Here is a 16,572-nt window from a genome sequence, read left to right as displayed (position 1 = left end):
TCGATTTTTTTATGTCTTAGATGATTTTCGTTTGTGATTATAGATTCCAAATAGTAAAAGAGAAGTAAAGGAACAGATTGCTCCAGTAATAAAACCATTGGGAATAAAGGAAAGTGTAATAGTTCCTTTTCCCTTAGGAACGTCAACTTTCATAAAGCCAGTTTGAGCTTGTTTCATTTCTATTTTCTTATCATCTTGGTAGGCAGACCAACCTTTGTCATAAGGAATAGTGAAAAAAATAGATGTATCTTGTTGGACATCATATGTAGCAAAAACATTGTTTTTAGAAGTTGATACTGTGACAGGTTGTTCTTTAATTTTTTGAATTGCCTCAGTTAAAGTTTGGGTATCTAAACGGTAGAAGGTAGGAGATTCAAATGATACTTGTGAATTTCCAGGGAAACTAACATGAATATTAAAAGTTTTTGTATCTTTTGTATAGCCTAGATTAAAGAAGGAGAAGACATTATCAGTTGTAAAAGTTTTCTTTTCTCCATTTACAAGAATGTCAACCTTTTTTTGTTTGTCATTAGAAAAGTGAAGGTTTGTGAAAGAAAGATAAACTTGACTGTTTTCGGGAACCTCAATTTGATACTGGATTGCTGCATCCTCATTTGAAGAACTTGTAACACTAATCAAATCATTAGTATTTTCTGTTTTGTCATAAGGAATTGGAGAAAAATAATCAAAATCGACGTTAGCAAGTTGATTTAAAAACGAGGATTGATTATCCAAAGTGTGTTCATTGAACTTGACATCATTGTAAACAGATTGACTAGCAAATGCAATTGGAAGAGAGAATTGATTTTCATATAGGGTAAGATTATCTTTTTGATATACATCTTGGAAACCATACTTATCAATAGGGTTTTCTGAGATATTATACTGGATTCCAAATAAACTATCAGCCAAAATACTATTATTGGCATAACGGAGATTGAGATTAGTCCCAGAGGATTTAAATCCAAGTTTATCCAAAGTAGAGCTTGCTGAACGATTTCGAACAGATGAAAATTGAGAGATTCCATTGTAGTTGAATTTCATACTGTCATTTCCTGTCTGAGTCTCTAGTTTCTCAGTACGAGTAAATTGATTTCCAATATATGTTGAGAAAGATTCCATAGCTGGGATATCTCGATTATATGCACTTCGAGAAGCAAAGCCCCATTCTTTAGCAATTCCGTCCATTTGAGATGAAGCATTTAAACTTATTTCAACTATTATAAATAAAGAGATTAGAATGGCAAATAGATTTACAGAGATAAACTTTTTGATAACTGCAAGGAGTAAAAGAGAATAGACAACTAAAAATTCAAGAGTCAGTAGAATATTCAAATCTGTTAAAAAAGAATAATGTGATTTTAGATAGATGGTAGCTAAAAATCCTGTTACTATAAGAAAAAGCGAAACTAAAAAATTCCAGATTTTAATTTCTTTCAGACGATTTAAGACTTCCGCTGCTGTGTAAATTAACAAGGTAGAGAAAATCCAAGAATAGCGATGTAAAAACATATTTGGAGTATGCATACCTTGCCAAAATAAATCAAGAGCTTCTATATAAAAGCTGGCAATTAGAAATGCAAAGAAGATTGCATAGATAAGTTTCACGTGAAACTTAATAGATTTCATCGTAAAAAATAAAATGGTCAAAATAAAGGGGAGTAGTCCGACAAAAATCATTGGAATAGCCCCATACTTGGTTGTATCAAAGGAACCGATGAATTGCTTAGCAAAGAGATCAAGATACCAGCTACTTTCAGTTTGAAACTTTGTAACTTCAGTCAATTTTTCCCCATGTGTCTGTAAATCAAATAGAGTGGGAAGAGTCATAATTAAACTAGCCATACCAGCTAAAAAGGAGGTGACAACAAAATCAAGAAAAGATGATTTTCGGGTTTTAAAGTCCCACGAAATTTGACAGAGATACCAGAAAATAAGAAACAATGCTGTCATATAGCCAAAATAATAATTTTGAATAAACAAAATTGACAGACTTGTAAAGTACAATAGGAATTTCTTTTCAGTTATCAGTAGATGTAAACCAGTGATAATTAAAGGAATCAAGATAAAAACATCTAGCCAGGTTTTTATCTCTAATTGACTGACAGAGAAACTCATCAGAGCATATGAAGTAGATAAGGCTAGTTTTAAAGGCTTAGGAATCGATTGAAATAAATTATTTAAACTAAAGTAAGTTGACAGTCCAATCAATCCAAATTTTAAGAGAGTTGTCATATAGACAGCATCTGGCATATTCGTTAGATCAAAAAAGTAAACTAGTGGTGAAAAGAAACTACCTAAGTAATAACTAGATAGGGCATAGAAATTTAATCCGAGGCCACTTGTAAAGGTGTAAAACAGACTACTATTTCCATGTAGGATATTTCGTAAGGATACATCAAAAATAACGTATTGATGAAACCCATCCCCTAATAGAGGAGAGTTGTCACTATTCCAGTAGATACCTTGAGATAGGTATACTCCTGTCATAATGACTACGGGAATGATGAAGGAAACAAAATAGGTCCAATATGTTTTAAAAAATAATTTCATGTTACCTCATAAAATGTTAGAAAACTCAGCTGGTTAACCCAACTGAGTTTTGAAGTTTTATTTAGTCTTTCCAAAGTTCTTTAACTTTTGCTTGTACTTCTGCATTTTCTAGGAATTCATCGTAGGTTTCATCGATACGGTCGATGACGCCATTTTTAGACAAGACAATGATATGGTTAGCCAAAGTTTGAATAAACTCGTGGTCATGGCTGGCAAAGATGATTGATTCTTTAAAGTTTTTCAATCCATCATTCAAGCTTGAGATAGATTCCAAGTCCAAGTGATTGGTTGGATCATCAAGTACAAGGACATTTGATTTCAAGAGCATGAGTTTTGAAAGCATGACACGAACTTTTTCTCCCCCTGACAAGACGTTGACAGGTTTGTTAACCTCATCTCCAGAGAAGAGCATACGGCCGAGGAAGCCACGTAGGAAAGTATTGTCATCTTCTTCTTTACTTGCGAATTGACGCAACCAGTCAAGGATTGACTCTCCTCCTGCAAAATCTGCCGAGTTATCTTTTGGCAAGTAAGAACGGCTAGTAGTAACTCCCCATTTGACAGTTCCTTCATAGTCAATGTCTCCCATGATTGCACGAATTAATGCAGTCGTTTGGATGTCATTTTGTCCAATAAGCGCTGTCTTATCACCTGGACGCAAGATAAAGCTGATATTATCTAAAATAGTCTCACCGTCAATCTTTACAGTTAGATTTTCTACTGTCAAGAGATCATTACCAATTTCACGTTCTGCTTTAAAGTTGATAAATGGATATTTACGACTAGATGGCACAATCTCTTCTAGCTCAATCTTATCAAGCATTTTCTTACGTGATGTTGCTTGTCTTGATTTAGAAGCATTAGCAGAGAAACGAGCAACGAATTCTTGCAATTGCTTAATTTTTTCCTCTGCTTTTGCATTACGGTCTGCTAGCAATTTAGCAGCAAGCTCAGAAGATTCCTTCCAGAAGTCGTAGTTTCCGACATAGAGTTTGATTTTTCCAAAGTCAAGGTCGGCCATGTGAGTACATACTTTGTTTAAGAAGTGACGGTCGTGGGATACTACGATAACTGTGTTATCAAAATCAATCAAGAAGTCTTCTAACCAAGTAATCGATTGGATATCCAAACCGTTGGTAGGCTCGTCCAAAAGAAGAACATCTGGTTTACCAAAAAGTGCTTTGGCGAGGAGAACCTTTACTTTTTCACCGTTGGCCAATTCGCTCATATTTTGATAGTGCAATTCTTCTGGGATATTTAGGTTTTGAAGTAGTTGAGAGGCTTCGCTTTCTGCTTCCCAGCCTCCAAGCTCGGCAAACTCTCCTTCGAGTTCGGCAGCACGCACTCCATCCTCATCTGAGAAATCTTCCTTCATGTAGATAGCATCTTTCTCTTTCATGATGCTATAAAGTTTTTCATTTCCCATGATAACAACATCAATGGCACGTTCATCTTCATAGTCAAAGTGATTTTGACGAAGAACAGAGAGACGTTCATCTGGACCAAGAGAGATGTGACCAGTAGTAGGTTCGATATCTCCAGCTAAAATTTTTAAAAAGGTTGATTTTCCGGCACCATTAGCACCGATTAATCCGTAAGTATTTCCTTCTGTAAATTTGATATTGACATCATCAAAAAGTTTGCGATCACTAAAACGTAGTGAAACATCAGATACTGTAAGCAATGTTTTTCTCCTATATGTGTAATATATTTATTCTACTAGAAAATACAGAAATATTCAAATTTTTATTTGTCAATTTTGTGTAAATTATATTTACAGCATACTTTACACGAATCCGTAAATAGCAAGACTGATTTATTTTGATAAATTGCGGTTATTTCATTAAAAAAATGCTATAATTGAAGTGAGCATATCGAAGGAGAACAAAATGACTAAACCCATTATTTTAACAGGAGACCGTCCAACAGGAAAATTGCATATTGGACATTATGTTGGAAGTCTCAAAAATCGAGTATTATTACAGGAAGAGGATAAGTATGATATGTTTGTGTTCTTGGCTGACCAACAAGCCTTGACAGATCATGCCAAAGATCCTCAAACCATTGTAGAGTCTATCGGAAATGTGGCTTTGGATTATCTTGCAGTTGGATTGGATCCAAGTAAATCAACTATCTTTATTCAAAGCCAGATTCCAGAGCTGGCTGAGTTGTCTATGTATTATATGAATCTGGTTTCATTAGCACGTCTGGAGCGTAATCCAACTGTCAAGACAGAAATTGCTCAGAAAGGATTTGGAGAAAGCATTCCGACAGGATTCTTGGTCTATCCAATAGCTCAAGCAGCTGACATCACAGCTTTCAAGGCTAACTATGTTCCTGTTGGGACAGATCAGAAACCAATGATTGAGCAAACTCGTGAAATTGTTCGTTCTTTTAACAATGCATATAACTGTGATGTCTTGGTAGAACCGGAAGGTATTTATCCAGAAAATGAGAGAGCAGGGCGTTTGCCTGGTTTAGATGGGAATGCTAAAATGTCTAAATCACTCAATAACGGTATTTATTTAGCTGATGATGCGGATACTTTGCGTAAAAAAGTAATGAGTATGTATACAGACCCAGATCATATCCGCGTTGAGGATCCAGGTAAAATTGAAGGAAATATGGTTTTCCATTATCTAGATGTTTTTGGTCGCCCAGAAGATGCTCAAGAAATTGCTGAAATGAAAGAACATTATCAACGAGGTGGTCTTGGTGATGTGAAGACCAAGCGTTATCTACTTGAAATATTAGAACGTGAACTTGGTCCTATTCGTGAGCGCCGTATCGAATTTGCTAAGGATATGGGAGAAGTTTATAATATGCTTCAAAAAGGTAGTGAAAGAGCGCGTGAAGTTGCAGGTCAAACCCTATCTGAAGTTAAAGGAGCAATGGGACTTCATTACTTTAACTAAGTTTATTTTATAAGAAACTATCATTTCTATCTCAAAGAAAAGATAGTTTTTTATTTACCCCTGTAACATTTGACAAATTTTTATAGAATGGTATGATAGATACAATATAAAAAGAGTCAAGCTCAAAAAGAAAGAAAAGAGGAAACTTCGAATGTCTAATTGGGACACTAAATTTTTGAAAAAAGGTTTTACCTTTGATGATGTATTGCTTATTCCAGCTGAAAGTCATGTGTTGCCTAACGATGCAGATTTAACAACTAAATTGGCAGATAATCTGACTTTAAATATCCCAATTATTACCGCTGCCATGGACACAGTTACAGAGAGTCAAATGGCCATTGCTATTGCTCGTGCAGGCGGTCTCGGAGTTATCCATAAAAACATGTCAATTGCTCAACAAGCAGACGAGGTTCGTAAGGTAAAACGTTCTGAAAATGGAGTTATTATTGATCCGTTCTTCTTGACTCCTGAACATACAATTGCTGAAGCAGATGAGCTTATGGGACGTTACCGCATCAGTGGTGTTCCAGTTGTTGAAACACTTGAAAATCGTAAATTGGTTGGTATTTTGACAAACCGAGATCTTCGTTTTATTTCAGACTATAACCAACCAATCTCAAACCATATGACTAGTGAAAATCTTGTTACTGCTCCTGTGGGTACAGATCTTGCAATAGCTGAGAGCATTCTTCAAGAACACCGTATTGAAAAGCTTCCGTTGGTAGATGAAGAAGGTCGTCTTTCTGGTTTGATTACTATCAAAGATATTGAAAAAGTTATTGAGTTTCCAAATGCTGCTAAAGATGAGTTTGGTCGTCTACTAGTTGCAGGTGCAGTAGGTGTTACTTCAGATACATTTGAACGTGCAGAGGCTCTTTTTGAGGCAGGAGCGGATGCGATTGTTATTGATACTGCACATGGTCATTCTGCAGGTGTCTTGCGTAAAATTGCTGAGATTCGTGCTCATTTCCCAGATCGTACTTTGATTGCTGGAAATATTGCTACTGCTGAAGGTGCACGTGCCCTTTATGAAGCAGGTGTAGACGTTGTCAAGGTTGGTATTGGACCAGGTTCTATCTGTACTACTCGTGTGATTGCTGGTGTTGGTGTTCCACAAGTAACAGCTATCTATGATGCTGCAGCTGTTGCGCGTGAATATGGTAAAACGATCATTGCTGACGGTGGAATCAAGTATTCTGGAGATATTGTAAAAGCACTTGCGGCTGGTGGAAATGCTGTTATGCTTGGATCAATGTTTGCTGGAACTGATGAAGCTCCAGGTGAAACTGAAATCTTCCAAGGACGTAAGTTCAAGACTTACCGTGGTATGGGATCAATCGCTGCTATGAAAAAAGGTTCAAGCGATCGTTACTTCCAAGGTTCTGTCAATGAAGCAAACAAACTTGTTCCAGAAGGAATTGAAGGTCGTGTTGCTTATAAAGGTGCGGCAGCTGATATTGTCTTCCAAATGATTGGAGGTATTCGCTCTGGTATGGGTTACTGTGGTGCAGCTAACCTTAAAGAACTACACGATAATGCTCAATTTATTGAAATATCTGGTGCTGGTTTGAAAGAAAGCCACCCTCACGATGTACAAATTACTAATGAGGCACCAAATTATTCTATGTAAAAGAAATGAAAAGAACTCCTGTGAAAACAGGAGTTCTTTTACAATATTGTCAAGTTTTGTTTACAACAACTTTACCATCTTGAATAGTGAAAATACTTAGATTTTCTGGTAGATTTTGAAGATGGTCTAAGCTTGTTGTTGTAATAAAGGTTTGTATTGAATGAGAAATCGTTTCTAATAATTTTAGTTGTCTAGTGTTATCAAGTTCACTCATGACATCGTCAAGCAGTAATATTGGAGATTCTGTAGTAATACTTTCCATTAATTCGATTTCTGCTAATTTTATAGAAAGGACGAGACTACGATGTTGGCCTTGACTTCCGAAACTAGCATCCATCCCATTTATATAAAAAGAAATGTCATCTCGATGAGGACCGACACCAGTATTCTTTTTTAATAAATCTCTGGATCTACTTTTTTCTAAAGAAATTTTGAAAGATTCGGATAAGTCTTCTTTGTCAGTTAGCTTGACAGAAGATTGATAGTATATTGACAACTCTTCAATCTGATTAGAAAGCTCAAAATGTTTCTTACGGCCAAAATATTCTAGTTTTTTTATGAAATCTAAGCGGTGATTCATCACACGACATCCATAATCAACTAGCTGATCATCTAGTACTGAAAGGAAGGTTTCATCTATTTTTTGAGCTGATTTTAGGTAAGTGTTTCTTTGCTTTAGGATGTGGTTATAATTGGTTAAGTCAGATAAATAGATTGGCTTGATTTGTCCAAGTTCCATATCAATGAATTTTCGTCGAACCGAAGGTGCTCCTTTAATTAGTTGTAAATCTTCAGGAGCAAATAAGACAACATTCATGTGTCCTACATAATCTGAAAGGCGTGCCTGTTTTAAATGATTAACTTTTGTCACACGTCCTTTTTGTGTTAGTTCGATTTCGAGGGGAATAGATCCCGTTTTTTTCTGAACAAGACCTGAAAGATGAAGTTGTTCCTCATCAAAATGAATGAGATTTTTATCTGTTCGAGTTCGATGACTACGCGTTAAGGCTAAAAAATAGATAGCCTCTAACATATTTGTTTTTCCTTGTGCATTACGTCCCAAAAAGACATTCAATTTAGGATTAAAGTCTATTTTCGTCTCTTTGTAATTACGAAAAGTCTTGAGAGATAGGTGTTGTAGCCACATGATTATCTACCAGGGAATCGCGGAGCTTGTTTGCTTTTTGGTGATGAAGTAGGTTTAGAGTTGTCTTTTTTTACTCCTTTATTCATCTCCTTAACAAGTTTAGCGATTCGTTCTTTTTCAACTTTATCAGCTTGGTATTCATCTAGTTCTTCAGAAGTAGGTTGTGTCAACAAGATGTCAATATTCATGTCAGGGATGTCAACTTTATCGCCAATACGAAGTTTTTTACCGCGACGACTCTCTAATTCCCCATTAAAGTAAACAGAATGTTCAGAGAGAAAGGATTTGATAGCTCCTCCGCTATGTGTGATTCCAAGTTCTTTGAGTAGTGCTTGGAGGGTAATAAATTCTTCAAATAATTTGTATTCCATAATTCACCTCAATCTTTGGTATTATACCATATTTTCCTAAAAATAGTGAGAGAAACAGGGAGAAATGTAAGCGATTTTTATTTCAAAAGTGTTACAGAGAACAAGAAAATTTCAGGTTTTCGTGATATAATAGAAGTCTGTATATAAGGAGGTAAATCATGGAGTTAGTGCATGGAATTTCAACACATTTTATCCAATCAAAGAAGTTTAAAACGAACAAAATCGCCGTGCGTTTTACCACTCCATTATCCCTCGATACGATTGCAGGTCGCATGTTGAGTGCGAGTATGCTAGAGACTGCTAATCAGATGTACCCCACTTCTCAAGATTTGAGAAGACATTTAGCCAGTCTATACGGTACAGATATGTCAACCAATTGTTTCAGAAGAGGGCAAAGTCACATTGTAGAATTGACATTTACCTATGTTCGTGATGAGTTTTTAAGTAGGAAAAATATGCTAACTTCTCAGGTTTTGGAACTTGTAAAAGAAACTCTTTTTTCACCCGTAGTAGTTGATAATGGGTTTGATTCGGCCTTATTTGAAATTGAGAAAAAGCAATTGCTAGCAAGTTTAGCAGCTGATATGGATGATTCTTTTTATTTCGCACATAAAGAATTAGATAAATTATTTTTTCATGATGAACGTCTCCAATTGGAATATAGTGATTTACGAAATCGTATTTTAGCTGAAACTCCACAAAGTTCTTATTCTTGTTTCCAAGAATTTTTGGCCAATGATCGAATCGATTTCTTTTTCCTAGGTGATTTTAATGAGGTTGAAATTCAAAATGTATTAGAATCATTTGCCTTTAAAGGTCGAGAAGTGGATGTGAAGATTCAATATTGCCAACCTTATTCCAATATCTTGCAAGAAGGCATGGTTAGGAAAAATGTGGGACAGTCTATTTTAGAGTTGGGATATCATTGCTCTGCTGAATATGGTGATGAGCAACATTTCCCCATGATTGTAATGAATGGTTTACTTGGTGGATTTGCTCACTCTAAACTATTTACAAATGTCCGTGAAAATGCTGGATTGGCTTATACTATTTCAAGTCAGCTTGATTTGTTTAGTGGATTCTTGAGGATGTATGCTGGTATCAATCGAGAAAATCGTAACCAGGCTCGTAAAATGATGAATAATCAACTGATTGATTTAAAAAAAGGATATTTTACAGAGCTTGAGTTAGAGCAGACCAAGGAAATGATTCGTCGGTCTTTGTTACTTTCTCAAGATAATCAATCTTCATTGATTGAACGTGCTTATCAAAATGCCTTACTTGGAAAATTTTCGGCAGACTTTAAAAGTTGGATTGCAAAACTCGAGCAAGTTGCCAAAGATGATATTTGTAGAGCAGCTAATAATGTGAAACTACAGGCGATTTACTTTATGGAAGGAATAGAATGACAAAGGTTATTTTTGAAGAAAAATACTATCCAGCTGTAAAAGAAATGGTTTATCGGACTCGTTTGGCCAACGGATTGACAGTTGCTCTTTTGCCTAAAAAGGAATTTAAAGAGGTTTACGGGAGTGTCACTGTTCAGTTTGGTTCAGCAGATGCGCTTGTCACAGGAGTTGACGGAGCTGTAAAACAATATCCTGCAGGAATTGCTCATTTTCTTGAACATAAATTATTTGAAAGAGAAGATTCTAGCGACTTGATGTCGGCTTTTACGAGTCTAGGTGCAGATAGTAATGCCTTTACAAGCTTTACAAAAACAAGTTATCTTTTTTCAGCAACGGATCATTTTTTAGAAAATTTAGACTTACTTGATGAATTGGTAACATCAGCACACTTTACTGAAGACTCCATTCTGAGAGAGCAGGATATTATCCAGCAAGAACGAGAAATGTATCAAGATGATCCAGATTCGTGTTTATTCTTTTCAACTTTAGCGAATTTGTATCCAGGAACACCTTTAGCAACTGATATAGTTGGTAGTGAGGAGTCCATTTTCCAAATCAATCTAACTAATTTGCAAGAAAATTTTACAAGATTTTACAAACCTGTAAACATGTCTCTGTTTTTAGTTGGTAATTTTGATGTGGATCAAGTACAGGACTACTTTGAAAGAAAAGAACGTAAAGATTTAGATGTTCAGGAAGTAGCAAGAGAAAAGTTTGTTTTACAAGATGTAAAGCAAACAGACAGTATGAGAATGGAAGTGTCTTCTCCTAAATTAGCGATTGGGATTAGAGGTAAGCGAGAAGTTGCTGAGGCCGATTGCTATCGACATCATATTTTATTAAAATTATTGTTTGCAATGATGTTTGGTTGGACTTCGGATCGTTTTCAAAAATGTTATGAATCAGGTAAAATTGATGCGTCCTTATCTCTGGAAGTTGAAGTAACAAGTCGCTTTCATTTTGTCATGTTGACAATGGATACAAAAGAGCCAGTTGCTTTATCTCATCAGTTTAGGAAGGCCATTCGTAATTTTACAAAGGATTTAGATATTACAGAGGATCATTTGGATACTATCAAAAGAGAGATGTTTGGAGAATTTTTCAGTAGCATGAACTCTCTTGAATTTATTGCAACGCAATATGATACTTTTGGACAAGGTGAGACAATCTTTGATTTGCCGAAGATTTTACAGGAAATTACTTTAGAGGATGTCCTTGATGCTGGACATCATTTAATAGATGAAGGGGATATAGTTGATTTTACAATATTCCCATCGTAGTAACCTATCATAATAGACACTAGAAAGAAGGGATGACAAGTATGAGAAAAAAAACAATTGGAGAGGTTTTACGATTAGCTAGAATCAATCAGGGATTGAGTTTAGATGAATTGCAGAAAAAAACAGAAATCCAGTTAGATATGTTGGAAGCAATGGAAGCAGACGATTTCGATCAACTTCCAAGTCCTTTTTACACGCGTTCTTTCTTGAGAAAATATGCATGGGCTGTTGAGTTAGATGACCAAATTGTTTTGGATGCTTATGATTCTGGGAGTATGATTACTTATGAGGAAGTAGATGTTGATGAAGACGAGTTGACAGGTCGTAGACGTTCAAGTAAGAAAAAGAAGAAAAAAACATCATTTTTACCTTTATTCTATTTTATCCTTTTTGCTTTATCGATTTTAATTTTTGTGACCTATTATGTTTGGAACTATATTCAAACTCAACCAGAGGGGGCTTCTCTTTCTAATTACAGTGTGGTTCAATCAACAAGTTCAATAAGTTCAACTAGCTCTGTTCCCCACTCTTCAAGTAGTAGTTCATCTAGCAGTTCTTCTAGTGTAGAATCAGCTATAAGTGTGTCAGGTGAAGGAAATCATGTAGAAATCGCTTATAAGACAAGTAAGGAAACAGTTAAATTGCAATTGGCAGTTTCAGATGTTACAAGTTGGATCAGCGTTTCAGAAAGCGAACTTGAGGGCGGTGTAACCTTATCACCGGATAATAAAAGTGCAGAAGCAACAGTTGCAACAAAAAATCCTGTAACAATTACGTTAGGTGTTGTAAAAGGTGTTACTTTGACAGTAGATAATCAGACTGTTGATTTATCGAAGTTAACAGCGCAGACTGGACAAATCACTGTAACCTTTACTAAAAATTAAGGAAAAACGAATGAAAAAAGAACAAATTCCCAATCTCTTAACAATAGGTCGAATTCTCTTTATACCTATTTTTATCTTTATTTTAACAGTAGGAAATTCGATAGAGAGTCATATAGTGGCAGCTATTATCTTTGCTGTTGCCAGTATTACCGACTATTTAGATGGATATTTAGCACGTAAATGGAATGTGGTCAGTAATTTTGGTAAATTTGCAGATCCTATGGCGGATAAGTTACTAGTTATGTCGGCTTTTATTATGCTGATTGAGTTAGGTATGGCTCCAGCTTGGATTGTTGCAGTAATTATCTGTCGTGAGTTGGCTGTGACAGGTTTAAGGCTTTTATTGGTTGAAACTGGTGGAACAGTTTTAGCAGCGGCAATGCCTGGAAAAATTAAAACTTTTAGTCAGATGTTTGCGATTATTTTCTTGCTATTACATTGGACTTTGCTTGGTCAAGTTCTACTTTATGTAGCCTTGTTTTTCACTATCTACTCTGGCTATGATTATTTCAAGGGTAGTGCTTATGTATTTAAAGGGACATTTGGTTCGAAATGAAATCAATAATTGATGTAAAAAATCTTTCTTTTCGCTATAAGGAAAGTCAGGAATACTATGATGTGAAAGATATTACGTTTCACGTGAAACGTGGAGAATGGCTTTCGATTGTAGGGCATAATGGTAGTGGTAAATCAACGACGGTTCGCTTAATTGATGGCTTACTGGAAGCAGAATCCGGAGAGATTGTAATTGATGGCCAACGGCTGACTGAGGAAAATGTTTGGAAAATACGTCGTCAAATCGGTATGGTTTTTCAAAATCCAGACAATCAATTTGTTGGAGCGACTGTTGAAGATGATGTTGCCTTTGGTTTGGAAAATCAGGGCCTTTCTCGTCAAGAAATGAAAAAGAGAGTGGAGGAAGCTCTGGCTTTAGTTGGCATGTTAGACTTTAAAAAGAGAGAGCCGGCGCGTCTATCAGGTGGCCAAAAGCAACGTGTGGCCATTGCAGGCGTTGTAGCCCTAAGACCAGCTATTTTAATCTTAGATGAAGCAACGAGTATGTTGGACCCTGAGGGGCGTAGAGAACTGATTGAGACAGTACAGGGAATTCGGAAAGACTATGATATGACGGTCATTTCTATTACCCATGATTTGGAAGAAGTTGCCATGAGTGACCGCGTATTGGTCATGAAAAAAGGGGAAATTGAATCAACTAGTAGCCCAAGAGAACTTTTCTCTCGAAATGATTTAGATCAAATTGGATTAGACGATCCTTTTGCCAATCAAGTAAAATATTCTTTGAGCCAGAATAGCTATGATTTACCTGAAAATTATTTGACAGAAAGTGAGCTAGAGGATAAATTATGGGAATTGCTCTAGAAAATGTGAGTTTTACATATCAAGAAGGGACTCCCTTAGCTTCAACAGCTTTGTCGGATGTTTCTTTGACGATTGAAGATGGTTCTTATACGGCTTTAATTGGGCACACAGGTAGTGGTAAATCAACTATTTTACAACTCTTAAATGGTTTATTGGTGCCAAGTCAAGGGAGTGTGAGGGTTTTTGATACCTTAATCACCTCGACTTCTAAAAATAAAGATATTCGTCAAATTAGAAAACAGGTTGGCTTGGTATTTCAGTTTGCTGAAAATCAGATTTTTGAAGAAACGGTTTTGAAAGACGTTGCTTTTGGACCGCAAAATTTTGGAGTTTCTGAAGAAGATGCGGAGAAGATTGCGCGTGAGAAACTGGCTCTGGTTGGAATTGATGAATCACTTTTTAATCGCAGTCCGTTTGAGTTGTCAGGGGGACAAATGAGACGTGTTGCCATTGCAGGCATACTTGCCATGGAGCCAGCTATATTAGTCTTAGATGAGCCAACAGCTGGCCTAGATCCTCTGGGTAGAAAAGAGTTGATGAATTTGTTCAAAAAACTCCACCAGTCAGGGATGACCATCGTCTTGGTAACGCATTTGATGGATGATGTTGCTGAATATGCGAATCAAGTCTATGTAATGGAAAAGGGACGTTTGGTTAAGGGTGGTAAACCGAGTGATGTCTTTCAAGATGTTGTTTTTATGGAAGAAGTGCAGTTGGGAGTACCTAAGATTACGGCTTTCTGTAAACGATTGGCTGATAGAGGCGTGTCATTTAAACGATTACCGATTAAGATAGAGGAGTTCAAGGAGTCGCTAAATGGATAGTATGATTTTGGGGCGTTATATCCCAGGGGATTCGATTGTTCACCGATTGGATCCACGTAGCAAATTGCTTGCTATGATGTTACTAATTTTGATCGTTTTTTGGGCTAATAATCCCTTGACGAATCTAATTCTTTTTATAGCGACAGGGATATTTATTGCCTTGTCAGGAGTATCTCTTTCATTTTTTATTCAGGGCTTGAAGTCTATGTTTTTCTTGATTGCCTTCACAACTATTTTTCAACTATTTTTCATTTCTAATGGGAATGTGTTATTTGAGTTTTCGTTTGTGAGAATCACAGATTATGCTTTGCAACAAGCTGGGATTATTTTTTGTCGTTTTGTATTGATTATTTTCTTTTCAACTTTGTTAACCTTAACGACCATGCCCTTAAGTTTGGCATCAGCTGTCGAAGCTTTATTAGCACCTTTAAAGCGTGTGAAAGTTCCAGTTCATGAAATTGGTTTGATGCTGTCCATGAGTCTACGTTTTGTTCCGACCTTAATGGATGATACGACGCGGATTATGAATGCACAGAAAGCGCGTGGAGTGGATTTTGGTGAAGGAAGCATCGTTCAAAAAGTAAAGGCGATGATTCCTATTTTGATTCCTCTTTTTGCAACAAGTTTAAAACGTGCAGATTCCTTGGCTATCGCCATGGAAGCGCGTGGTTATCAGGGTGGAAAAGGTAGAAGTCAATACCGACAACTGAAATGGACTCGAAAGGATACGCTGACTATTCTTGTTATTATCGTACTTGGTTGTTGCTTATTTTTCTTAAAATCTTAGTAGCTTTTAGGAATTGATAAAAAGTTACTGTAACAGTTTTTGATATAAAGGTAGGGATATGAACCGTTTTAAAAAATCAAAATATGTCATTATTGTTTTTGTCACTGTTCTGCTTGTCTCAGCTCTCTTAGCGACGACTTATTCAAGTACAATTGTGACAAAATTAGGAGATGGGATCTCATTGGTTGATAGAGTTGTGCAAAAACCTTTTCGGTGGTTTGATTCTGTCAAATCAGATTTGGCTCATTTGACACGAACATATAATGAAAATGAAAGTTTGAAGAAACAGATTTACCAGTTAGAAGTCAAATCAAATGAGGCGGAAAGTTTAAAGACGGAAAATGAACAACTGCGCCAATTGCTTGATATGAAGTCTAAATTGCAAGCCACAAAGACTTTAGCAGCAGATGTTATTATGCGTTCTCCGGTATCTTGGAAGCAGGAGTTGACCTTAGATGCAGGTAGATCAAAAGGTGCTTCTGAGAACATGTTAGCTATTGCAAATGGTGGCTTGATTGGGAGTGTTTCAAAAGTGGAGGACAACTCTACTATGGTCAACCTTCTGACAAATACGGAAAATGCTGATAAGATTTCTGTTAAAATTCAACACGGCACTACTACAATTTATGGAATTATTGTTGGCTACGACAAGGAAAATGAAGTTCTTAAAATTAGTCAATTAAATAGTAATAGCGATATTAGTACAGGCGATAAGGTAACAACAGGTGGATTAGGAAACTTTAACGTTGCTGATATTCCTGTAGGTGAAGTGGTTGCCACAACGCATAGTACAGACTATTTGACACGAGAAGTAACTGTTAAATTGAGTGCAGATACTCATAATGTGGATGTGATAGAATTAGTGGGGAATTCATAATGAGACAGTTGAAGCGGGTTGGAGTGTTTTTATTGCTCCCTTTCTTTGTTCTAATTGACGCCCATATTAGCCAGCTTCTGGGCTCATTTTTCCCCCATGTACATTTAGCTAGTCATTTTCTTTTTCTATTTCTCTTATTTGAGACGATAGAAGTATCAGAATATCTCTACCTAGTCTATTGTTTTGTGATAGGCTTGGTTTACGATGTTTACTTTTTCCATCTAATAGGGATTGCAACTCTCTTATTTATCTTATTGGGAGCCTTTCTTCATAAATTGAATAGTGTTATTTTATTGAATCGTTGGACACGAATGCTCTCTATGATTGTACTGACATTCCTGTTTGAAATGGGTAGTTATCTTTTGGCTTTTATGGTAGGGTTGACAGTGGATAACATGTCGATTTTTATAGTCTATAGCTTGGTACCGACGATGATTTTAAATTTTTTATGGATTACTGTTTTTCAATTTATTTTTGAAAAATATTATCTATAAGAACGACATATAAATGTAACA

General features: G+C 36.1%; 15 protein-coding genes. 11 read left to right on the top strand and 4 right to left on the bottom strand.

Annotated elements, in window-relative coordinates; genetic code table 11:
- Window positions 1-9 precede the first annotated feature (9 nt).
- Both HT698_RS02225 and HT698_RS02220 read right to left on the bottom strand, forming a co-directional pair.
- Entirely contained in the window at window positions 10-2,553 is a 2,544-nt protein-coding gene (locus tag HT698_RS02225; RefSeq protein WP_164226123.1) for a YfhO family protein, read from the bottom strand.
- Window positions 2,554-2,614: 61 nt separating this feature from the next.
- Window positions 2,615-4,237 (bottom strand): ATP-binding cassette domain-containing protein, encoded by a 1,623-nt coding sequence (locus HT698_RS02220; protein ID WP_000958774.1) that lies wholly within the window; start codon window positions 4,235-4,237, stop codon window positions 2,615-2,617.
- A 205-nt stretch (window positions 4,238-4,442) separates the two neighbouring features.
- On the opposite strand from HT698_RS02220, the gene trpS reads away from it, so the two are divergent.
- Entirely contained in the window at window positions 4,443-5,468 is a 1,026-nt protein-coding gene (gene trpS / locus HT698_RS02215; RefSeq protein ID WP_000165458.1) for a tryptophan--tRNA ligase, read from the top strand.
- A gap of 151 nt (window positions 5,469-5,619) precedes the next feature.
- Window positions 5,620-7,098 (top strand): IMP dehydrogenase, encoded by a 1,479-nt coding sequence (gene guaB / locus HT698_RS02210; protein ID WP_173218753.1) that lies wholly within the window; start codon window positions 5,620-5,622, stop codon window positions 7,096-7,098.
- 49 nt (window positions 7,099-7,147) lie between these two features.
- On the opposite strand, the gene recF is transcribed toward guaB, so the two are convergent.
- Entirely contained in the window at window positions 7,148-8,245 is a 1,098-nt protein-coding gene (gene recF / locus HT698_RS02205; RefSeq protein ID WP_173218755.1) for a DNA replication/repair protein RecF, read from the bottom strand.
- Window positions 8,246-8,247: 2 nt separating this feature from the next.
- A complete protein-coding gene (yaaA, locus tag HT698_RS02200; RefSeq protein ID WP_061438545.1) occupies window positions 8,248-8,616 on the bottom strand; it encodes a S4 domain-containing protein YaaA in 369 nt (122 codons plus the stop codon).
- A 158-nt stretch (window positions 8,617-8,774) separates the two neighbouring features.
- Here yaaA and HT698_RS02195 point away from each other — a divergent pair, with 158 nt between their 5' ends.
- The 9 genes from HT698_RS02195 to mreD are packed head-to-tail and all read left to right on the top strand — an operon-like array spanning window position 8,775 to window position 16,551.
- Window positions 8,775-10,025, top strand: a complete 1,251-nt coding sequence (locus HT698_RS02195) for a pitrilysin family protein (protein WP_112445431.1) — start codon at window positions 8,775-8,777, stop codon at window positions 10,023-10,025.
- Entirely contained in the window at window positions 10,022-11,305 is a 1,284-nt protein-coding gene (locus tag HT698_RS02190) for a pitrilysin family protein (protein ID WP_173218757.1), read from the top strand. The genes HT698_RS02195 and HT698_RS02190 overlap by 4 nt, the downstream gene beginning before the upstream one ends.
- 41 nt (window positions 11,306-11,346) lie before the next feature.
- Window positions 11,347-12,189, top strand: a complete 843-nt coding sequence (rodZ, locus tag HT698_RS02185; RefSeq protein WP_173218759.1) for a cytoskeleton protein RodZ — start codon at window positions 11,347-11,349, stop codon at window positions 12,187-12,189.
- A gap of 10 nt (window positions 12,190-12,199) precedes the next feature.
- On the top strand, window positions 12,200-12,745 hold the full coding sequence (gene pgsA, locus HT698_RS02180) for a CDP-diacylglycerol--glycerol-3-phosphate 3-phosphatidyltransferase (protein ID WP_050441171.1): 546 nt from the start codon (window positions 12,200-12,202) through the stop codon (window positions 12,743-12,745).
- Window positions 12,742-13,569 carry an energy-coupling factor ABC transporter ATP-binding protein gene (locus HT698_RS02175; RefSeq protein WP_173218761.1) on the top strand — a complete coding sequence of 276 codons (828 nt, stop codon included), beginning with the start codon at window positions 12,742-12,744 and terminating at the stop codon, window positions 13,567-13,569. Before pgsA ends, HT698_RS02175 begins: the two co-directional genes overlap by 4 nt.
- Window positions 13,554-14,393, top strand: a complete 840-nt coding sequence (locus HT698_RS02170) for an energy-coupling factor transporter ATPase (RefSeq protein ID WP_061088579.1) — start codon at window positions 13,554-13,556, stop codon at window positions 14,391-14,393. The genes HT698_RS02175 and HT698_RS02170 overlap by 16 nt, the downstream gene beginning before the upstream one ends.
- A complete protein-coding gene (locus HT698_RS02165) occupies window positions 14,386-15,180 on the top strand; it encodes an energy-coupling factor transporter transmembrane protein EcfT (protein ID WP_020902295.1) in 795 nt (264 codons plus the stop codon). The genes HT698_RS02170 and HT698_RS02165 overlap by 8 nt, the downstream gene beginning before the upstream one ends.
- Before the next feature lie 58 nt (window positions 15,181-15,238).
- Complete coding sequence (gene mreC / locus HT698_RS02160) at window positions 15,239-16,057, top strand: rod shape-determining protein MreC (RefSeq protein WP_061654451.1); 819 nt, start codon at window positions 15,239-15,241, stop codon at window positions 16,055-16,057.
- Entirely contained in the window at window positions 16,057-16,551 is a 495-nt protein-coding gene (gene mreD / locus HT698_RS02155) for a rod shape-determining protein MreD (RefSeq protein WP_061654453.1), read from the top strand. Before mreC ends, mreD begins: the two co-directional genes overlap by 1 nt.
- Window positions 16,552-16,572 lie beyond the last annotated feature (21 nt).

The organism is Streptococcus sp. 3109 (assembly GCF_013276905.1).
Classification (GTDB): Bacteria; Bacillota; Bacilli; order Lactobacillales; family Streptococcaceae; genus Streptococcus.
Note: the sequence above shows the minus strand (reverse complement) of the source record. Positions and strands in the feature narration are given on the sequence as shown.